This window comes from Massilia sp., assembly GCF_032106685.1.
Classification (GTDB): Bacteria; Pseudomonadota; Gammaproteobacteria; order Burkholderiales; family Burkholderiaceae_D; genus Telluria.
Window position 1 is genome coordinate 19,086 of the sequence record NZ_DAMCPG010000021.1, and the last position, 15,357, is coordinate 34,442.

Consider the following 15,357-nt stretch of genomic DNA (forward strand, 5'->3'; position numbering starts at 1 on the left):
CTGTTCTCGTAGGGTGGGTTCTTGAACCCACCGCCCCGGCCGTTCGCATCATGCTGCCGCCCGGTGGGTTCGAGAACCCACCCTACCGGGGTTGCGTAGGGTGGGCTCCTGAGCCCACGCGGTCTCACCGGTTGCATCACGGCGCCTTTCATCGGTGACGCTGGTGGCCGGGACGCGCACCATACAGCGTGGACACAGGTGTCCACCCTACGATACTGCGCCGCGATGCGCATCGTCACGGCGCGTGGGTTCAGGAACCCACCTTACAGATGGTCGAGCGAGAAAATCCGCCGGTGCTCGCGGATTGCGTACCGGTCCGTCATCCCCGCGATGTAATCGGCGATCTTGCGCGCCTGCTTCAGGGTGTCGCCATCGACCGCCTGGTAGTCGGGCGGCAGCAGCACCGGGTCCGTCATGAAGGCGTCGAACAGCTCGCGCACGATGCGGCTGGCTTTCACGCGCATGCGGTTGACCTGGAAGTGGCGGTACAGGTTGGCGTACAGGAAGCGCTTCAAGGCCGTGGTCTCGGCGCGCATCTTGTCCGAGAAGCGGATCAAGGGCGGACCCTGGCGCACGTCGTCGATGCTCTGCGGCGCGGCCTCGCGCAGGCGTTCGGCCGAGGTCTCGACCAGGTCCGCCGTCATCGCCGTGATCATCAGGCGGATCGTCTCGTACAGCGCGCGCCGTCCCGGCAGGCCCGGGTACTGGGCCTCGACCTGGTGCCGCAGGCGCGCGAACAGTTCCACTTCCTCCATCTGCGCCATCGTCAGCAGGCCGGAACGCAGGCCGTCGTCGATGTCGTGGTTGTTGTAGGCGATCTCGTCGGCCAGGTTGGTCAATTGCGCTTCCAGGCTCGGCTGGGTCTTGTCGATGAAGCGCTGGCCGAGTTCGCCCAGCTGGCGCGCGTTGTTCAGCGAGCAGTGCTTGAGGATGCCCTCGCGCGTTTCGAACGTGAGGTTCAGGCCGTCGAAGGCGCCGTAGTGTTCTTCCAGCTGGTCGACCACGCGCAGGCTTTGCAGGTTGTGCTCGAAGCCGCCGTAGTCCTGCATGCATTCGTTGAGCACGTCCTGGCCGACGTGGCCGAAGGGCGTGTGGCCGAGGTCGTGCGCCAGCGCCGTGGCTTCGACCAGGTCCTCGTTCAGGCGCAGGCTGCGCGCCAGGGTGCGCCCGATTTGCGCCACCTCGATCGAGTGCGTCAGGCGGGTGCGGAACAGGTCGCCCTCGTGGTTCAGGAAGACCTGGGTTTTATATTCCAGCCGGCGAAAGGCCGTGGAGTGGATGATGCGGTCGCGGTCGCGCTGGAATTCGCTGCGCGAGCCCGGCGCCGGTTCCGGAAAGCGACGCCCGCGCGATGTCGACGAATGCGCCGCATAGGGTGCGAGGTGGGCGTCGAAATCCATCATGCGCTCCCGCCCGCCACGCAGGCCGCCAGCGTGGCCCGCAGCGCTTCCTCGGGCACGCTGGCGATGCTCGGGCTGCCCAGGGGTTTCAGCAGGATGAACTTGATCGCCCCGCCCTCGTTCTTCTTGTCGACTTCCATCAGCTCGATCCAGCGCGCGACGCCCAGGTCCGGCGCCACCGTCGGCAGGCCGGCCGCCTTGACCAGCGCGCGCAGGCGCTCCACGGTTGCCGCGTCGACCAGGCCCAGGCGCTGCGACAGGTCGGCCGCCATCACCATGCCGCAGCCGACCGCTTCGCCGTGCAGCCATTCGCCATAGCCGAGGCCAGCCTCGATCGCGTGGCCGAAGGTATGGCCAAAGTTCAGCACCGCGCGCAGGCCGCCTTCGCGCTCGTCGCGGCGCACGACGTCGGCCTTGATTTCGCAGGAGCGCGCGATCGCGTGCGCCAGCGCCTGCGGCTCGCGCGCCACCAGGGCCTTGACGTTGGCCTCGATCCAGTCGAAGAATTCGGCGTCGAGGATGGCGCCGTGCTTGATCACCTCGGCCAGGCCGGCCGACAGCTCGCGGTCCGGCAGCGTCGACAGCGTGGAGGTGTCGGCCAGCACCGCGCGCGGCTGGTAGAAGGCCCCGATCATGTTCTTGCCGAGCGGGTGGTTGATGCCGGTCTTGCCGCCGACCGAGGAATCGACCTGGGCCAGCAGGGTCGTCGGGATCTGCACGAAGGGCACGCCACGCATGTAGCTGGCCGCCGCGAAGCCGGTCAGGTCGCCGATCACGCCGCCGCCCAGGGCGACCAGGGTGGTCTTGCGGTCGCACTTGTTGGCCAGCAGGGCGTCGAACACCTGCATCAGCGAGCCCCAGTGCTTGAATTCCTCGCCGTCCGGCAGGACGATCTCGACCACCTCGCGCCCGGCGGCGCGCAGGGGCGCGGCCACCTGCTCCAGGTAGAGCGGGGCCACGGTGGTGTTGGTGACGATCGCCGCCTTGTGGCCGCCGACGTGGCGGGCCAGGGCCGCGGGGTCGGCCAGCAGGCCGGGGCCGATCGCGATGGGATAGCTGCGCTCGCCCAGTTCGACGTTGAGATTGATTTGTGCTGCCTGATTCATCGATGCCGCCTTCGTGCGCCGGGCGCGCCCGGCTGCGAGCGCGTCCAGCTGGTCTAGGATAGTCTGGACCATCGATTGTACGTTAGGTCGGCCGGTATCGATGACGAGGTCCGCAATCTCGCGGTACAGCGGCTCGCGCTGGGCCAGCAGCTCCTCGAGCTTGCGGCGCGGATCGGCCGTCTGCAGGAGCGGCCGGTTCTTGTCGTGCGAAGTGCGCTGCAAGATGGCGCCGATGCCGGCGCGCAGGTAGATCACGGTGCCGCGCTCGGCCAGCAGCGCGCGGCTGGCCGGATTCAGGACGGCGCCGCCGCCGGTGGCCAGGACGATGTCGTCCTGGGCGGTCAGCTCGGCGATCATCTCGGCCTCGCGGCGGCGAAAACTCGCCTCGCCCTCGATCTCGAAGATCCAGGGAATCGAGGCGCCGGTACGCGCCTCGATGGCGTGGTCGGAGTCGACGAAGCGCTTGCCCAGCCGGCGCGCGAGGAGCCGGCCAATGGTGGTCTTGCCGGACCCCATCAGTCCGACCAGGAAGATATTGTTACTGTTTGCCTCGGGCACGATATTCAGCTCGTCTAAAAAGACAAACGGCCAGGATAAGCTGGCCGTCTGTTGTTACGGTCACCCTTTTTATGGGCAGCTGAACGCCAGTTTAAACGGAATCGTGGTCACCACCTCGCCTGGCGAGGTCACGGTGACGTTGAAGGTCGCCGTTACCGGGGCGGTGCAGTCCTTGCCGGCCGGGTTCGAGATCGAGAAAGTATGGCGCGATCCCTGCGGACCGGAGACGTTGGTGCCGGTGATGTCGTCGCCGTTCATGGTGTGCGGGAAGATGTTCGGAACCGTGGCCGGCACCACGGCCGCCGCGCTCGCGTTCACCAGGTTGGTCACCTCGACGCGGGTCCCGAACGGCAGCGGGTTCAGGTTCACGTCGTTCAGCTGCAGCACGAACACCTTCGAATCGAGGGCCTTCACCGTGCCCAGGTCGGTGACGCCGTTCGCCAGCGGCGCCGACGCGCCGTCCAGGAACACCTTGGCGGCGCCGCTGCCGCCGAAGAACAGGCCGATCTTGCCGAAGATGGTGTTGGTGCCGTCGGTGCTGCTGGCGCACACGGTCGCCAGGCCCGGGCGCGTGCTGTCCGGGCTCACGCCGGCGCCGCTGCCGGTGTTGCACGGCGTGGCCGGCTGGCCCGGCGTCGGCACCCGCGGTTCCTGGGTCCGGAAATCGACCGCACAGCCGCCGTTGACGGTGTTGCAGCCGCCCTTGTCGGACGAGCCCACCGAGCCCATGTTGGTCTGGAACACGACCGGGGTGCCGTCCGGGACCGGGTTGCCGAAACTGTCGGCGATCATCACCTGGACCGTGGTGGCCGGCTGGGTCGGGCTGCTGTCGCGGGTCCAGCCTTCCAGGTTGGACCTGCCGGCGCTGAGCGAGAACGCGCGCTGCACCGGCAGGCCGGTAGTGACGACGATCGAATCGGAGGTGGTCGAGATGTCCGGCTGGGTCGCGGTGGCCGTGTTCGGCAGGGTCGCGAACACGCGGAACGAGGTCGCCACCGTGCCGGAATTGACCGTCGTGATCACTTCGCCCTTCTCGTCGGTGCTGTCCGAGGTCTTGTTCAGGTGTACCAGGGTCGGGGACGAGACCGTGAAATTCACGGCGCGGCGCGGCAGCGGGTTGCCGAAGGTGTCGAAGACGCGGAACTTCAGGGTCGCCGTTTCGGTGCGGTTGATGCCGCCCTGGCCCTGGATCACGATCGACTTCCCGACCGGATCGGCGGAGACGAACTGCACCGAGGCCGCGTTCGGCGGCGCGATCTTCAGCGCGGCCGTGGCCGGGACCGAGACCCCGTCGGCCGAGACCGTGATGATGTCGTCGTTGGCGCAGCCCAGGTCGCGGTAGACCGTCCTGGCGACGCCGTTGGTGGTCGCGACGGCCGTGGCCAGCGTGGCCTTGCCGGCGGCAACGCAGGCGGACGTGAAGTTGACGGTGGCCCGGCCGGCATAGGTCGCGCCGCCGGCCTGCACTTCCACCGAGAGGTCCGTCGAGTCGTAGGCCTGAATCGCGCTCCTGGAGATCTTGAGCGTGCCGAAGCTCAGCATGGTGGCGCCGACCTGGTAATTGCGCTCCCCCACGATGGTGGTGCCGCCGGCATTGACCGTCGCGGTCACTTTGCCGGCGCCGCCCGCCGCCAGGCTGGCCGCGTTCAGGGTGATGCGCGCCACGCCCTGGTCGTCGGTCAGGGCGGTGCCGGCCGATGGCGAAAAGACGCCCAGGTTGGCGTCGGTGACGAAGGTCACGAGTTCTTCCTTCATCGGCTTGCCGGCCGCGTCCTTCACGCTGGCCTGCACCGTCAGCGGCGTGGCGCCGCTGAGCGAGTTGCTGGCCTGCCCGCCCGCGCCGAGCAGGGACAGGCTGACCGTCGGCGCCGCCGGCGTGGTGGGCGCGGGCGGCGTCGTGCCGCCACCGCCGGCGCTGGGGGCACCCGGCGCGCCGACCGCGCCGGGATTGCCGCCGCCACCGCCGCAGGCGGCCAGGGCGGCCGCGGCGATCAGGGTCAGGGCCGCCAGGCGCAGCTGCGCGGCGGGCTTCGAGGAGTTCGGGGTGTGCTGCATCGTCGTTCCAGTTGTTGTCGATTATTGGTTGTTGGTCACTCATGCAGCCGGCATACGGCCCGGCCATCAAAAAAACGAAGGCCACAGGAACACGCCGGCGTCGCTGTGGCGGGTACATCGCGCCGGCGCACGCGGCGCCGGCCTTGCTGCGTTGTTCGAAACGTCGTTCAGCGGCCCGACGTCATGCGGTCGGCCACGATCTTCGGCGTGATGAAGACCAGCAGTTCGGTCTTCGCGCTTTCGCGGCCCTGGGTCTTGAACAGGTAGCCCACGAACGGGATGTCGCCCAGCAGCGGCACCTTGCTTTCGTTGCTGCGCTCGGTCTGCTGGTAGATCCCGCCCAGCACCACCGTGCCGCCGTTCTCGACCATCACCTTGGTCTTCACGTGCTGGGTGTTGATGGCGAAGCCGGCGCGCGTCTCGTCGCCCTTCGAATCCTTGCTGACGTCCACTTCCAGCACCACGTTGCCGTCCGGGGTGATCTGCGGGATCACTTCCAGGCGCAGGTTGGCCTTCTTGAATTCGATCGAGGTCGCGCCGCTCGACGAAGCGACCTGGTACGGCAGCTCGATGCCCTGCTCGATCACGGCCACCATCTTGTCCTCGGTGACCACGCGCGGGCTGGAGATGATCTTGCCCTTGCCGTCCGCTTCCAGCGCCGACAGTTCCAGGTTCAGGAAGCGGTTGTCGGACGAGGAGAACAGGCTGAAGGCGATGCTCGGGGCGTTGATGCCGCCGATCGCCGCCGCCGGCAGGTTCACCAGGGTCGAGTTGTCGAAGGTACTGCCGCTGGCCTGGCCGGTCACCGCGCCGACGCCGGGGATGTTGCCGCTCAGCGCCAGGCGGTTGTCGCCGCCGACGCCGTAGCCGGGGTCGCCGCCGGCCGCGCGGCGCGCATCGTTGAAGCCGATCTTGGCGCCCAGGTTGCGCGAGAAGCCGTCGCTCGCCTCCACCAGGCGCGCCTCGATCAGCACCTGCTTCGAGGCGACGTCGGTCTTCTGGATCAGCATCCGGATGTCCTCGATCTTCGAGGCGATGTCAGTGACAAACAACTGGTTCGTGCGCGGATCGATAATGGCGCTGCCGCGCTTGGACAGCACGCGGTTGCGGCTGTCGCCGCCCGGCGCGCCGTTGGCGTCCAGGCCGAACACGGTGCGGAAGGACTCGGCCTTCTGGTAGTTCAGCTGGAAGATCTCCGAACGCAGCGGTTCCAGGTCGGAGATCTGGGCGCGCTGCTCGAGCTCGAGCTTTTCCTTGGTCAGCAGTTCTTCCTTCGGCGCGATCCACAGCACGGTGCCGTTCTTGCGCATGTCCAGGCCCTTCGATTGCAGGATCACGTCGAGCGCCTGGTCCCAGGGCACGTCCTTCAGGCGCAGGGTCAGGCTGCCGCTGACGGAATCGCTGGCGATGATGTTCAGGCCCGAGATGTCGGCCACCGCCTGCAGCGCGGCCCGCACTTCGATGTTCTGGAAGTCGAAGCTGATCTTCTCGCCGTTGAAGCCCTGCGGGCCGCCCAGCTTGTTCGGGTCTTCCTTGACCGGACGCACGTCGACCACCAGCTGGGTCTCGCTCTGGTAGACCGATTGTTCCCACTGGCCTTGCGCCTCGATGATCATGCGCACGTTGCTGCCCTGGGCCGCGGTGGTGACGGTCGTCACCGGGGTGCCGAAGTCGGTCACGTCGAGGCGGCGGCGCAGCGCTTCCGGCAGGCCGGTGTTCAGGAAATCGACCTGGACCCGGTTGCCGAGCTGGCGCACGTCCACCGCGACCTGGTTGTTCGGCAGGTCGACCACGACCCGGCCTTCGCCGCCGCTGCCGCGGCGGAAGTCGAGGTTGCGCAGTTGTTGACGCACTGACGGTTGTACCGCCGCGGCCGCGGTGCTGACCTGGGAGACGACAGACGTGCCGCCGGCGCCGGCGCCGTCGATGGTGACGACAATGGCCTTGCCGTCGATCGCGGTGGTGTAGTTCACGGAGCGCTTCAGGTTCAGCACCAGGCGCGTGCGTTCGGCGGCCTGCACCACGTTCACGCTGCGCAGGTCGCCCAGGTTGATCTCCTGGGTGCTCTTGCCGGTGGCGTTGCTGGTGGCGCCGAAGTCGAGCGCGATGCGGGCCGGGTTGGTGATCGCGAAGCCGAGCGGCGCTTTCGCCGGCGCGTTCCTCATGGCGATGTTGAGCACCACGTTGGCGCCCTGCTGGTTGGCCGTGATCGACTCGATGGCATTGGCTTGCGCCTGCGCCTGCGCGGCCTGCACGCCCAACGCCAGCAGCAGCGCCGCGCCCAGGCGCAGCAGCCAGCCTGGCAGCAAGCGCGCCGCGCCGCTGTTCATTGCAAATGGGGTCATTTCCCGGTCTCCTTACTTTCCTGCAGCTCCAGCTTCGATATCCGCTCGACCCAATCGCCGCCGGCGTCCTGTACCATTTCCCTGACGTCCACCGCCGCCGGCGTCACGCGCGTGACCTGGCCGAAGTTCTGGCCGATGCGCTGGCCGACCCGCACGCGGTAGATGACGTTGTCGATGCGCAGCAGCGCGAAGCTGGCGCCCCCTTTCTGCATGGTGCCGACCATCGTCATGGTGTCGAGCGGGTAGGCCTCCAGGGCCTCGCGCGGCCGCTCCAAGTCCGGCTGCAGCGTGCTGCGCGCCTGCGCCAGCAGGCCGGCGTCGGCCAGCTTGGCGGTGCTGAACGGATCGACCGCCTCCTGCTGGTTGTAGGCGTAGGGGATGAATTCCTTCGAGGCCGGCAGCGGTTTCACTTTTGGCTTCGTTTCGCGCTTGACCTGGTCCATCCAGCTGCGCACCTCGCGCACGTCGCTGTCGCCGCAGCCGGCCAGCAGCGCGGCCATCGTCAGCAGCAGTGCGCCATGGGTCTTCGTCATTTCTTCGCCCCTTTGGCTTTTTTGCCCTTGCCCTTGGCCTTCTCGCGCGCGGCCCTCTGCGCGGCCAGTTCCTCGGCGTCGAGGTAGCGGAAGGTCTTGGCGATCGCTTCCAGCTTCAGGCTGCCGTCCTTGTTGGTTTCGATCGCCATGTTGTTGAGCGTGACGATGCGCGGCATGTGCGCCATGTCGGCGGCGAAGGCGCCCAGGTCGTGGTAGGTACCGCTGATCCTGATGTCGATCGGCAGCTCGGCGTAGTAGTCGCGCACCACGGTCTGGTTCGGGCGGAACAGCTCGAACTGCAGGCCGCGGCCGACGCCGGCCTGGTTGATGTCCGACAGCAGCGCCGCCATCTCGGCCTTGCTCGGCAACTGCTTCTCCAGGCGCTCGACCGACTGGTCGACCTGCAGCTTCTGCGCCTGCAGCGCTTCCAGGTTGACCGCCTGCGCGATCTTGTTCTTGTAGGCCGTGCGCAGTTTCTGTTCCTGGGCCGCGCCCTGTTCCTGGGCTTCGAACTGGCCTTGCCAGTAGGCGAAGTAGCCGAGCACGACCACCAGCGCCATCACGCCGGCCGCGCACAAGAGGCGCGGCGCCAGCGGCCACAGGCCGGGCGGGCGCCCTTGCAGGCCTTCGAACTGGGACGACAGCTCGGCGCTCCATTGTTTCAGGTCGATGTTCATGGCTTGCTTCCGTTCTTCGCGGCCAGGGCGGCCGGCTTGTCGGCTTCGTCACCCTCCTCCGCTTCGCGCGGGCGCTTGATGTTCACGGCCAGCGTGAATTCGACGACCTTGCGCGCGGCCTTGTTCTGGGTCACGGTGGCCGCCTTCACTTCGGTCAGGTCGGGCGCCTCGAGCCAGGGCGACTGGCCGGACAGGTTGCGCAGCAGCTCGGCAACGCGCTCCTGCGATTGGGCGACGCCGTTCAGCACCACGCGCTGGCCGTCCTGCTTGACCGATTTCAGGAACACGCCGTCGGGCGTCTGGCGCACCAGTTCGTCGAGCAGGTAGACCGGCTGGTTGCGGTCGCCCTGCAGGTCTTCGACCGCCTGCTGGCGCGACTTCAGGGCCTCGATCTCTTCCTTCAGGGTGGCGATGTCCTTGATCTTCCTGTCGAGCTTTGCGTTCTCGTTCTTCAGCGCCAGGTTGCGCTGTTCCTGGATCGCGATGCGGCTGGCGTTCCAGCCGCCGACCAGCAGCACCACGGCCGCGCCCAGCAGGCCGCCGAGCACCAGCATGGCGACGAAAGCCTTCTGCTTCTGCTTGCGCTTCGCTTCCCGGTGCGGGAGCAGGTTAATCCGGATCATCCGAACCTCCGCAGGGCCAGGCCGCAGGCGACCAGGTAGGCTGGGCCCTCCTGGCGCAGTTGCTGTTCGCGCACGCCGGGCGCCAGCAGCATGCCCTCGAACGGCGCCACCGGCGCAGTCGGGATGCGGGTGCGCCCGCCGACCAGCTCGACCAGGCCCGGCAGCAGCGCGTTGCCGCCGGCGAGCCAGATCTGGTCGATGCGGGTGTAGGGCGTCGAGGTGTAGAAGAACTGGATCGCGCGCGTCACTTCGAGGGCGGCGTTGTCCATGAAGGGCGCCAGCAGGTCGGCGCGGAAGTTCTCGGGCAGGTCGCCCGAGCGCTTGCGCGCCTCGGCTTCCTCGTAGGCCAGGCCGTAGCTGCGCACGATGTCCTGGGTCAGCGTGTGTCCGCCGAAGGGCTGCTCGCGCTCGTAGACGGTGTCGCCGTTGACCATGAAGGAGACGTAGGTCATGCTCGCGCCGATCTGGAACAGGGCCACGACCTTGTCGTCGGCCTTGGCGTCGGCCAGTGCGGTATTGACGGTAACGCGTTCCAGTGCGGCGCGCGCGGCGTAGGATTCGACGTCCATCACGGTGGCGGTGAGGCCGGCCGCCTCGGCGATCGCCACCCGGTCCTCGACCTTCTCGCGGCGCGCGGCGGCCAGCATGACTTCCATGTCCTCGGGCGAGGTGGCCGAGGGACCGACCACGTCGAAGTCGAGGCTGACCTCGTCGAGCGCGAACGGGATGTACTGGCTGGCTTCGGACTCGACCTGCACTTCGAGCTGGTCTTCGCCCATGCCGGCCGGCAGGATGATCTTCTTGGTGATGACGGCGCCCGGCGGCATGCCGAGCGCGACGTGGCGGGCGCGGGTCCCGCTTTTCTTCCAGATGCGGCGCACGGCGTCGGCGACCTGGTCGAAGTTCTCGATGTTGCCGTCGACGACGGCGCCGCGCGGCAGCGCTTCGAACGCGTGGCGCTCGAGGCGCAGCGCGCCCTTGCCGGCGTCGGCCAGCTCCACCAGGCGCAGTCCGGACGTGCTGATGTCGAGCCCGGCCAAAGGCGGGCTCGACTTTCCGAACAGGGACCCCAGATTGATCACGAGCGACCTCCCTCACTGCTGTCTGCCGTGGCAGAACGATTTATTGAACGCCCGCTCGGGGGAGTGTCATGTTGAAGAAACTGCCTGTGTCAGCACAACTTACTGCACATATATGAGGCACTGCATTAAATCGTAGCAATAAGGATGCGTACCGACAAGATATTTCTGCATTGGAACATTACAATCCGGCGCGCGCATGCCACACTCGATAACGCCTTGTACACACCACTTGTCGGATCGTCATGAAAGGCAGATTCCGCCGGCTTGTCCGGTTGAGTTCGTACCGTCACAAAAGTCCCTGTCTTATAATGAGATGGATCAACACTGTGAGTCAGCATGAAATCCCAAACCGATTCGAAGTCCTCTACCCCGAAGAAATCTGGCGCCAAGCGCCTGGTCCTGTGGACCTTCGGCGCCATCGCCGGCCTGGCCCTCACGGGCGTGCTGCTGGTGGTGTTCGCGCTGGCGATGGCCTACCCGAACCTGCCGGCGCTCGACACCATCACCGATTACCGTCCGAAGATGCCGCTGCGGATCTTCACGGCCGATAACGTCCTGATCGGCGAATTCGGCGAAGAACGCCGGACCCTGGTGCGCTTCAAGGACATCCCCGACGTCATGAAGAAGGCCGTGCTCTCGATCGAGGACGACCGCTTCTACCAGCACGGCGGCGTCGACTACATGGGCATCCTGCGCGCGGCCCTGCACAACGCGACCAGCGGCTCGCGCCAGGGCGCCTCGACCATCACCCAGCAGGTGGCACGCAACTTCTTCCTGTCGTCGGAACAGACCCTCAAGCGCAAGGCCTACGAGGCCCTGCTGGCCTGGAAGATCGAGAAGAACCTGACCAAGGACCAGATCCTCGAGGTCTACATGAACCAGATCTACCTGGGCCAGCGCGCCTTCGGCTTCCAGTCGGCGGCCCAGATCTATTTCGGCAAGGACCTGCGCGACATCACGGTGGCCGAAGCGGCAATGCTGGCCGGCCTGCCGAAGGCCCCATCGGCCTACAATCCGGTGGTGAACCCAACCCGCGCCAGGACGCGCCAGCAGTACATCCTGCAGCGCATGCATTCGCTGGGCTACATCACCGACGCCCAGTTCGAGCAGGCGAAGAACGAGGAACTCAAGATCAAGTCGGACAGCACCGCGTTCGGCGTGCACGCCGAGTACGTGGCCGAGATGGCGCGCCAGCTGGTCTACGAACAGTTCAAGGAAGACACCTATACGCGCGGCCTGAACGTGTTCACCACGATCACCAAGGCCGACCAGGACGCGGCCTACCTCGCGGTGCGCCGCGGCGTGATGGACTACGAGCGCCGCCATCCCTACCGCGGCCCGGAATCCTACATCGAGATCCCGAACGACAAGACCGAAGCGGACGAAGCGATCGAGGCGGAACTGGCCGAGAAGCCCGACAGCGACGACATCGTCGCCGCCGTCGTGCTGCAGGCCTCGCCGTCGAGCGTGACCGCGGTGCTGGCCTCGGGCGAGGAAATCAAGATCACCGGCAAGGGCCTGTCCTTCGCCTCGAACTGGCTGTCCGCCAAGGCGGCGCCGAACCGCCGCATCCGCCGCGGCGCGCTGATCCGCGTCATGCAGGAAGGCGGCGCGGACTGGAAGATCACGCAGATGCCGGCGGTCGAATCGGCGTTTGTCGCGGCCAGCACCGAGGACGGCGCGATCAAGGCCCTGGTGGGCGGCTTCGACTACAACCGAAATAAATTCAACCACGTGACCCAGGCCTGGCGCCAGCCGGGCTCCTCGTTCAAGCCCTTCATCTACTCGGCCTCGCTCGAGCGCGGCCTGTCGCCCTCGACCCTGGTGAACGACGCGCCGATCTCGTTCGACGCCGGCCAGACCGGCGGCCAGCCCTGGGAGCCGAAGAACTACGACAACAAGTACGAGGGCCCGATGACGATGCGGCGCGGCCTGACCAAGTCGAAGAACATGGTCTCGATCCGCATCCTGAACCGCATCGGCGCCCGCTACGGCCAGGAATACGCGACCCGCTTCGGCTTCGACCCCGAGCGCAACCCGCCGTATTTGACGCTCGCCCTGGGCGCCGGCGCCACCACGCCGCTGCAGATGGCCGGCGCCTACGCGGTCTTCGCCAACGGCGGTTACCGCGTCAGCCCCTACCTGATCTCGAAGGTGACGGACAGCTCGGGCAAGGTGCTGTCGGAAGCGCGTCCGGAACGCGCCGGCGTCGAGGCGAACCGCGTGATCGATGCGCGCAACGCCTTCCTGATGGATTCGATGCTGCGCGACGTGGCGCGCTACGGCACCGCAGCGAAAGCCCAGCAAGCCCTGAAGCGCCCCGACATCGCGGGCAAGACCGGCACCACCAACGACTCGATCGACGCCTGGTTCGCCGGCTACCAGCCGAAACTGGTCGGCATCGCCTGGATGGGCTACGACCAGCCGAGGAACCTGGGCAACCGCGAAACCGGCGGCGGCCTGGCCCTGCCGATCTGGATCGGCTACATGCAGACCGCGCTGAAAGGCGTGCCGGTCGAGGAGCGCGAAGCGCCGCCGGGGCTGATCATGATGGACGGGGATTACTACTACGCCGAGAACCCGCCGGGCACGGGCGTGCAGTCGCTCGACGTCGGTGCTCCGCCTCCGCCGGCCCAGCAGAAGGCGCAGGATGCGGTGCGGAACGAGTTGTTCTGATTGAAGTTTGCGTGAAAGAATATTTCAGAAAGCATCGCTGAATGAAATATTCTTTCATCGCTTTTGTAGGGTGGGTTCTCGAACCCACGCCGTAGAGCGCTCGCACACCGCACAGCATCCGCGATGCGCCCGCCGTCGCAGAGAATCTCGTTTCGACATGCCGCCGGGGTACAGCGTGGACACAGGTGTCCACCCTACAACCCGACCTGCGCTTACCCCAGTAGAGCGCTCGCACACCGCATCGCATCCGCGATGACGCCCGCCATCGCAGAGAATCTCGTTTCGACATGCCGCCGGGGTACGGCGTGGGTTCGAGAACCCACCCTACGAAACGCTTATCCCAGCTTGACCGGCGCCCCGCCCTGCTGCGTGGCCAGGTCCGACAGCGCCGTGTACAGTTCCGTATCGTCGCGCGTATTCCTCCACTCGTCGCCGACGCGCTTGTAGTGATAGCCGCCGGCGCGCGCCGCCACCCACATTTCCTGCAGCGGGGCCTGGCTGTTGACGATGATCTTCGAACCGTTGTCGATGAATTCGATCTCGAGCACGTTGCCGCTGCGCTTGCATTCGACATCGATGACGTCCTGGTCGTTCAGGTTGTCGAAGCAGCTTTCGATGCGGTCCAGCGTCGATTCGGCCAGGTCCAAAAATTCGGTTTCGGTCATGCTACACTCCAAGGTCTTAATCAAACCGTGATTCTAATCGTGAAGTCACCCATCGCGCTTCTTCCCGCCGCCGCGCTCGCCATCCTCGCCGCGTCCGCGCTGTCCGGCTGCGGCCAGACCGGTCCGCTCTACATGCCCACCCCGCCGGCCAGGCCCGCGACCGCCACGCTGTCCAGCACCCCGGCGATGAGCACGCCGGCCGCGATGCCGGACAACCAGGCCCAGGCGCGCCCCGCCCCGGCAACGAAGCAGCAAGAACAATCCACACCCGCCCCCGCACAATAAGCACATGTCGCATTTCTCGTACCAAGACGGCGTCCTGCACGCCGAAAGCACCCCATTGTCCCGCGTCGCCGAGGAATTCGGCACCCCGACCTACGTCTACTCGAAGTCGGCCCTGCTGAAGAACTTCGCCGCCTACGCCGACGCCTGCGCCGGCCGCGACGCCCTGGTCTGCTATGCGATGAAGGCCAACTCGAACCTGGCCATCCTCGACCTGCTGGCGCGCGCAGGCGCGGGCTTCGACATCGTCTCGGGCGGCGAACTGCTGCGCGTGATCGCCGCCGGCGGCGACCCGGGCAAGGTCATTTTCTCGGGCGTGGGGAAAACCGTGGCCGAGATGCGCCTGGCGCTGGAAAAGAACATCCTGTGCTTCAACGTCGAGTCGATCCCCGAGCTGCACCGCCTGAACGAGGTGGCCGGCAGCATGGGCAAGCGCGCGCCGGTCTCGCTGCGCGTGAACCCGAACGTCGACGCCAAGACCCACCCGTATATTGCCACTGGCCTGAAGGCGAACAAGTTCGGCGTCGCCTTCGACGACGCGCTGGCGACCTACCGCACCGCCGCCAGCCTGCCGCACCTGGACGTGGTCGGCATCGACTGCCACATCGGCTCGCAGCTGCTCGACGACGCCCCGCTGCTCGAAGCGCTCGATAAACTGATCGAACTGATCGACACCCTGCACGGCGAAGGCATCCATGTGCACCACCTGGACATCGGCGGCGGCATCGGCGTCGACTACGGCGCGGAAGGCGACAAGCCGCCGGTGCCGGTCGGCGACTATTTGAAACGCCTGTTCGCCCGCATCGACGCCTGGCGCGCCGAGCGCCACGCCGGCCAGCCGATCAAGGTGATTTTCGAGCCGGGCCGCTCGATCGTCGCCGACACCGGCGTGCTGCTGACCGCCATCGAATTCCTGAAGCCGGGCGAAGAAAAGAGCTTCTGCATCGTCGACGCCGCCATGAACGACCTGATGCGCCCGACCCTGTACGGCGCCTGGATGGGCGTGCAGCCGGTAACGCCGCGCGAAGGCGGCAAGGTCACCTACGACATCGTCGGCCCGGTCTGCGAATCGGGCGACTGGCTGGCGCGCGACCGCGCACTGGCGGTCGCGCCGGGCGACCTGCTGGCGGTGATGACCGCCGGCGCCTACGGCATGACCATGGCCTCGAACTACAACACCCGCGGCCGCGCCGCCGAAGTCATCGTCGACGGCGAGCAAATGCACCTGGTGCGCCGGCGCGAGACGCCGGAAGAGCTGTATGCGCTGGAGTCGATGCTGAAGTAAGCCAGCCGCTGCATCGTCATGGCGATGCATGAACGGAAAAATGCTCCAGTCTTGCGGCTGGAGCATTTTT

General features: G+C 66.9%; 12 protein-coding genes. 3 read left to right on the plus strand and 9 right to left on the minus strand.

Annotation, left to right across the window (positions count from 1 at the left end):
* Nucleotides 1-263: 263 nt before the first annotated feature.
* The 8 genes from RT688_RS13145 to RT688_RS13180 all read right to left on the minus strand — a co-directional run bounded on the left by RT688_RS13145 (nucleotide 264) and on the right by RT688_RS13180 (nucleotide 10,379).
* Nucleotides 264-1,400 (minus strand): deoxyguanosinetriphosphate triphosphohydrolase, encoded by a 1,137-nt coding sequence (locus RT688_RS13145; RefSeq protein WP_313705369.1) that lies wholly within the window; start codon nucleotides 1,398-1,400, stop codon nucleotides 264-266.
* Nucleotides 1,400-3,022, minus strand: coding sequence for a bifunctional shikimate kinase/3-dehydroquinate synthase AroKB (gene aroKB / locus RT688_RS13150; RefSeq protein ID WP_409521916.1), 1,623 nt, complete (start codon nucleotides 3,020-3,022; stop codon nucleotides 1,400-1,402). Before aroKB ends, RT688_RS13145 begins: the two co-directional genes overlap by 1 nt.
* Nucleotides 3,023-3,133: 111 nt before the next feature.
* Nucleotides 3,134-5,119, minus strand: coding sequence for an Ig-like domain-containing protein (locus RT688_RS13155; RefSeq protein WP_313705333.1), 1,986 nt, complete (start codon nucleotides 5,117-5,119; stop codon nucleotides 3,134-3,136).
* Nucleotides 5,120-5,286: 167 nt separating this feature from the next.
* Nucleotides 5,287-7,464, minus strand: a complete 2,178-nt coding sequence (pilQ, locus tag RT688_RS13160; protein WP_313705334.1) for a type IV pilus secretin PilQ — start codon at nucleotides 7,462-7,464, stop codon at nucleotides 5,287-5,289.
* A complete protein-coding gene (locus RT688_RS13165; RefSeq protein ID WP_313705335.1) occupies nucleotides 7,461-7,997 on the minus strand; it encodes a pilus assembly protein PilP in 537 nt (178 codons plus the stop codon). Before RT688_RS13165 ends, pilQ begins: the two co-directional genes overlap by 4 nt.
* Nucleotides 7,994-8,674: a type 4a pilus biogenesis protein PilO gene (locus tag RT688_RS13170; RefSeq protein WP_313705336.1), complete on the minus strand. Its 681-nt coding sequence runs from the start codon at nucleotides 8,672-8,674 to the stop codon at nucleotides 7,994-7,996. The genes RT688_RS13165 and RT688_RS13170 overlap by 4 nt, the downstream gene beginning before the upstream one ends.
* A complete protein-coding gene (locus RT688_RS13175; protein ID WP_313705337.1) occupies nucleotides 8,671-9,297 on the minus strand; it encodes a PilN domain-containing protein in 627 nt (208 codons plus the stop codon). The genes RT688_RS13170 and RT688_RS13175 overlap by 4 nt, the downstream gene beginning before the upstream one ends.
* Nucleotides 9,294-10,379, minus strand: a complete 1,086-nt coding sequence (locus RT688_RS13180; RefSeq protein ID WP_313705338.1) for a pilus assembly protein PilM — start codon at nucleotides 10,377-10,379, stop codon at nucleotides 9,294-9,296. The genes RT688_RS13175 and RT688_RS13180 overlap by 4 nt, the downstream gene beginning before the upstream one ends.
* A gap of 336 nt (nucleotides 10,380-10,715) precedes the next feature.
* Between RT688_RS13180 and RT688_RS13185 the strand changes: the two genes are divergently transcribed.
* Entirely contained in the window at nucleotides 10,716-13,055 is a 2,340-nt protein-coding gene (locus tag RT688_RS13185) for a penicillin-binding protein 1A (protein ID WP_313705339.1), read from the plus strand.
* A 335-nt stretch (nucleotides 13,056-13,390) separates the two neighbouring features.
* Here RT688_RS13185 and cyaY read toward each other — a convergent pair whose 3' ends face one another.
* Nucleotides 13,391-13,720, minus strand: a complete 330-nt coding sequence (gene cyaY / locus RT688_RS13190; RefSeq protein ID WP_313705340.1) for an iron donor protein CyaY — start codon at nucleotides 13,718-13,720, stop codon at nucleotides 13,391-13,393.
* Between the two features lie 39 nt (nucleotides 13,721-13,759).
* Between cyaY and lptM the strand changes: the two genes are divergently transcribed.
* Together lptM and lysA are read left to right on the plus strand one after the other, a co-directional pair.
* Nucleotides 13,760-14,005 carry an LPS translocon maturation chaperone LptM gene (gene lptM / locus RT688_RS13195; RefSeq protein WP_313705341.1) on the plus strand — a complete coding sequence of 82 codons (246 nt, stop codon included), beginning with the start codon at nucleotides 13,760-13,762 and terminating at the stop codon, nucleotides 14,003-14,005.
* Between the two features lie 4 nt (nucleotides 14,006-14,009).
* A complete protein-coding gene (gene lysA / locus RT688_RS13200) occupies nucleotides 14,010-15,287 on the plus strand; it encodes a diaminopimelate decarboxylase (RefSeq protein ID WP_313705342.1) in 1,278 nt (425 codons plus the stop codon).
* The last annotated feature ends 70 nt before the right edge of the window (nucleotides 15,288-15,357 follow it).

Excerpts from the sequence above, each read along its gene's own strand:
- RT688_RS13145 (WP_313705369.1), bottom strand. The coding sequence starts at position 1,400 with ATGGATTTCGACGCCCACCTCGCACCCTATGCGGCGCATTCGTCGACA.
- aroKB (WP_409521916.1), bottom strand. The coding sequence starts at position 3,022 with ATGGGGTCCGGCAAGACCACCATTGGCCGGCTCCTCGCGCGCCGGCTG.
- RT688_RS13155 (WP_313705333.1), bottom strand. The coding sequence starts at position 5,119 with ATGCAGCACACCCCGAACTCCTCGAAGCCCGCCGCGCAGCTGCGCCTG.
- pilQ (WP_313705334.1), bottom strand. The coding sequence starts at position 7,464 with ATGACCCCATTTGCAATGAACAGCGGCGCGGCGCGCTTGCTGCCAGGC.
- RT688_RS13165 (WP_313705335.1), bottom strand. The coding sequence starts at position 7,997 with ATGACGAAGACCCATGGCGCACTGCTGCTGACGATGGCCGCGCTGCTG.
- RT688_RS13170 (WP_313705336.1), bottom strand. The coding sequence starts at position 8,674 with ATGAACATCGACCTGAAACAATGGAGCGCCGAGCTGTCGTCCCAGTTC.
- RT688_RS13175 (WP_313705337.1), bottom strand. The coding sequence starts at position 9,297 with ATGATCCGGATTAACCTGCTCCCGCACCGGGAAGCGAAGCGCAAGCAG.
- RT688_RS13185 (WP_313705339.1), top strand. The coding sequence starts at position 10,716 with ATGAAATCCCAAACCGATTCGAAGTCCTCTACCCCGAAGAAATCTGGC.
- cyaY (WP_313705340.1), bottom strand. The coding sequence starts at position 13,720 with ATGACCGAAACCGAATTTTTGGACCTGGCCGAATCGACGCTGGACCGC.
- lysA (WP_313705342.1), top strand. The coding sequence starts at position 14,010 with ATGTCGCATTTCTCGTACCAAGACGGCGTCCTGCACGCCGAAAGCACC.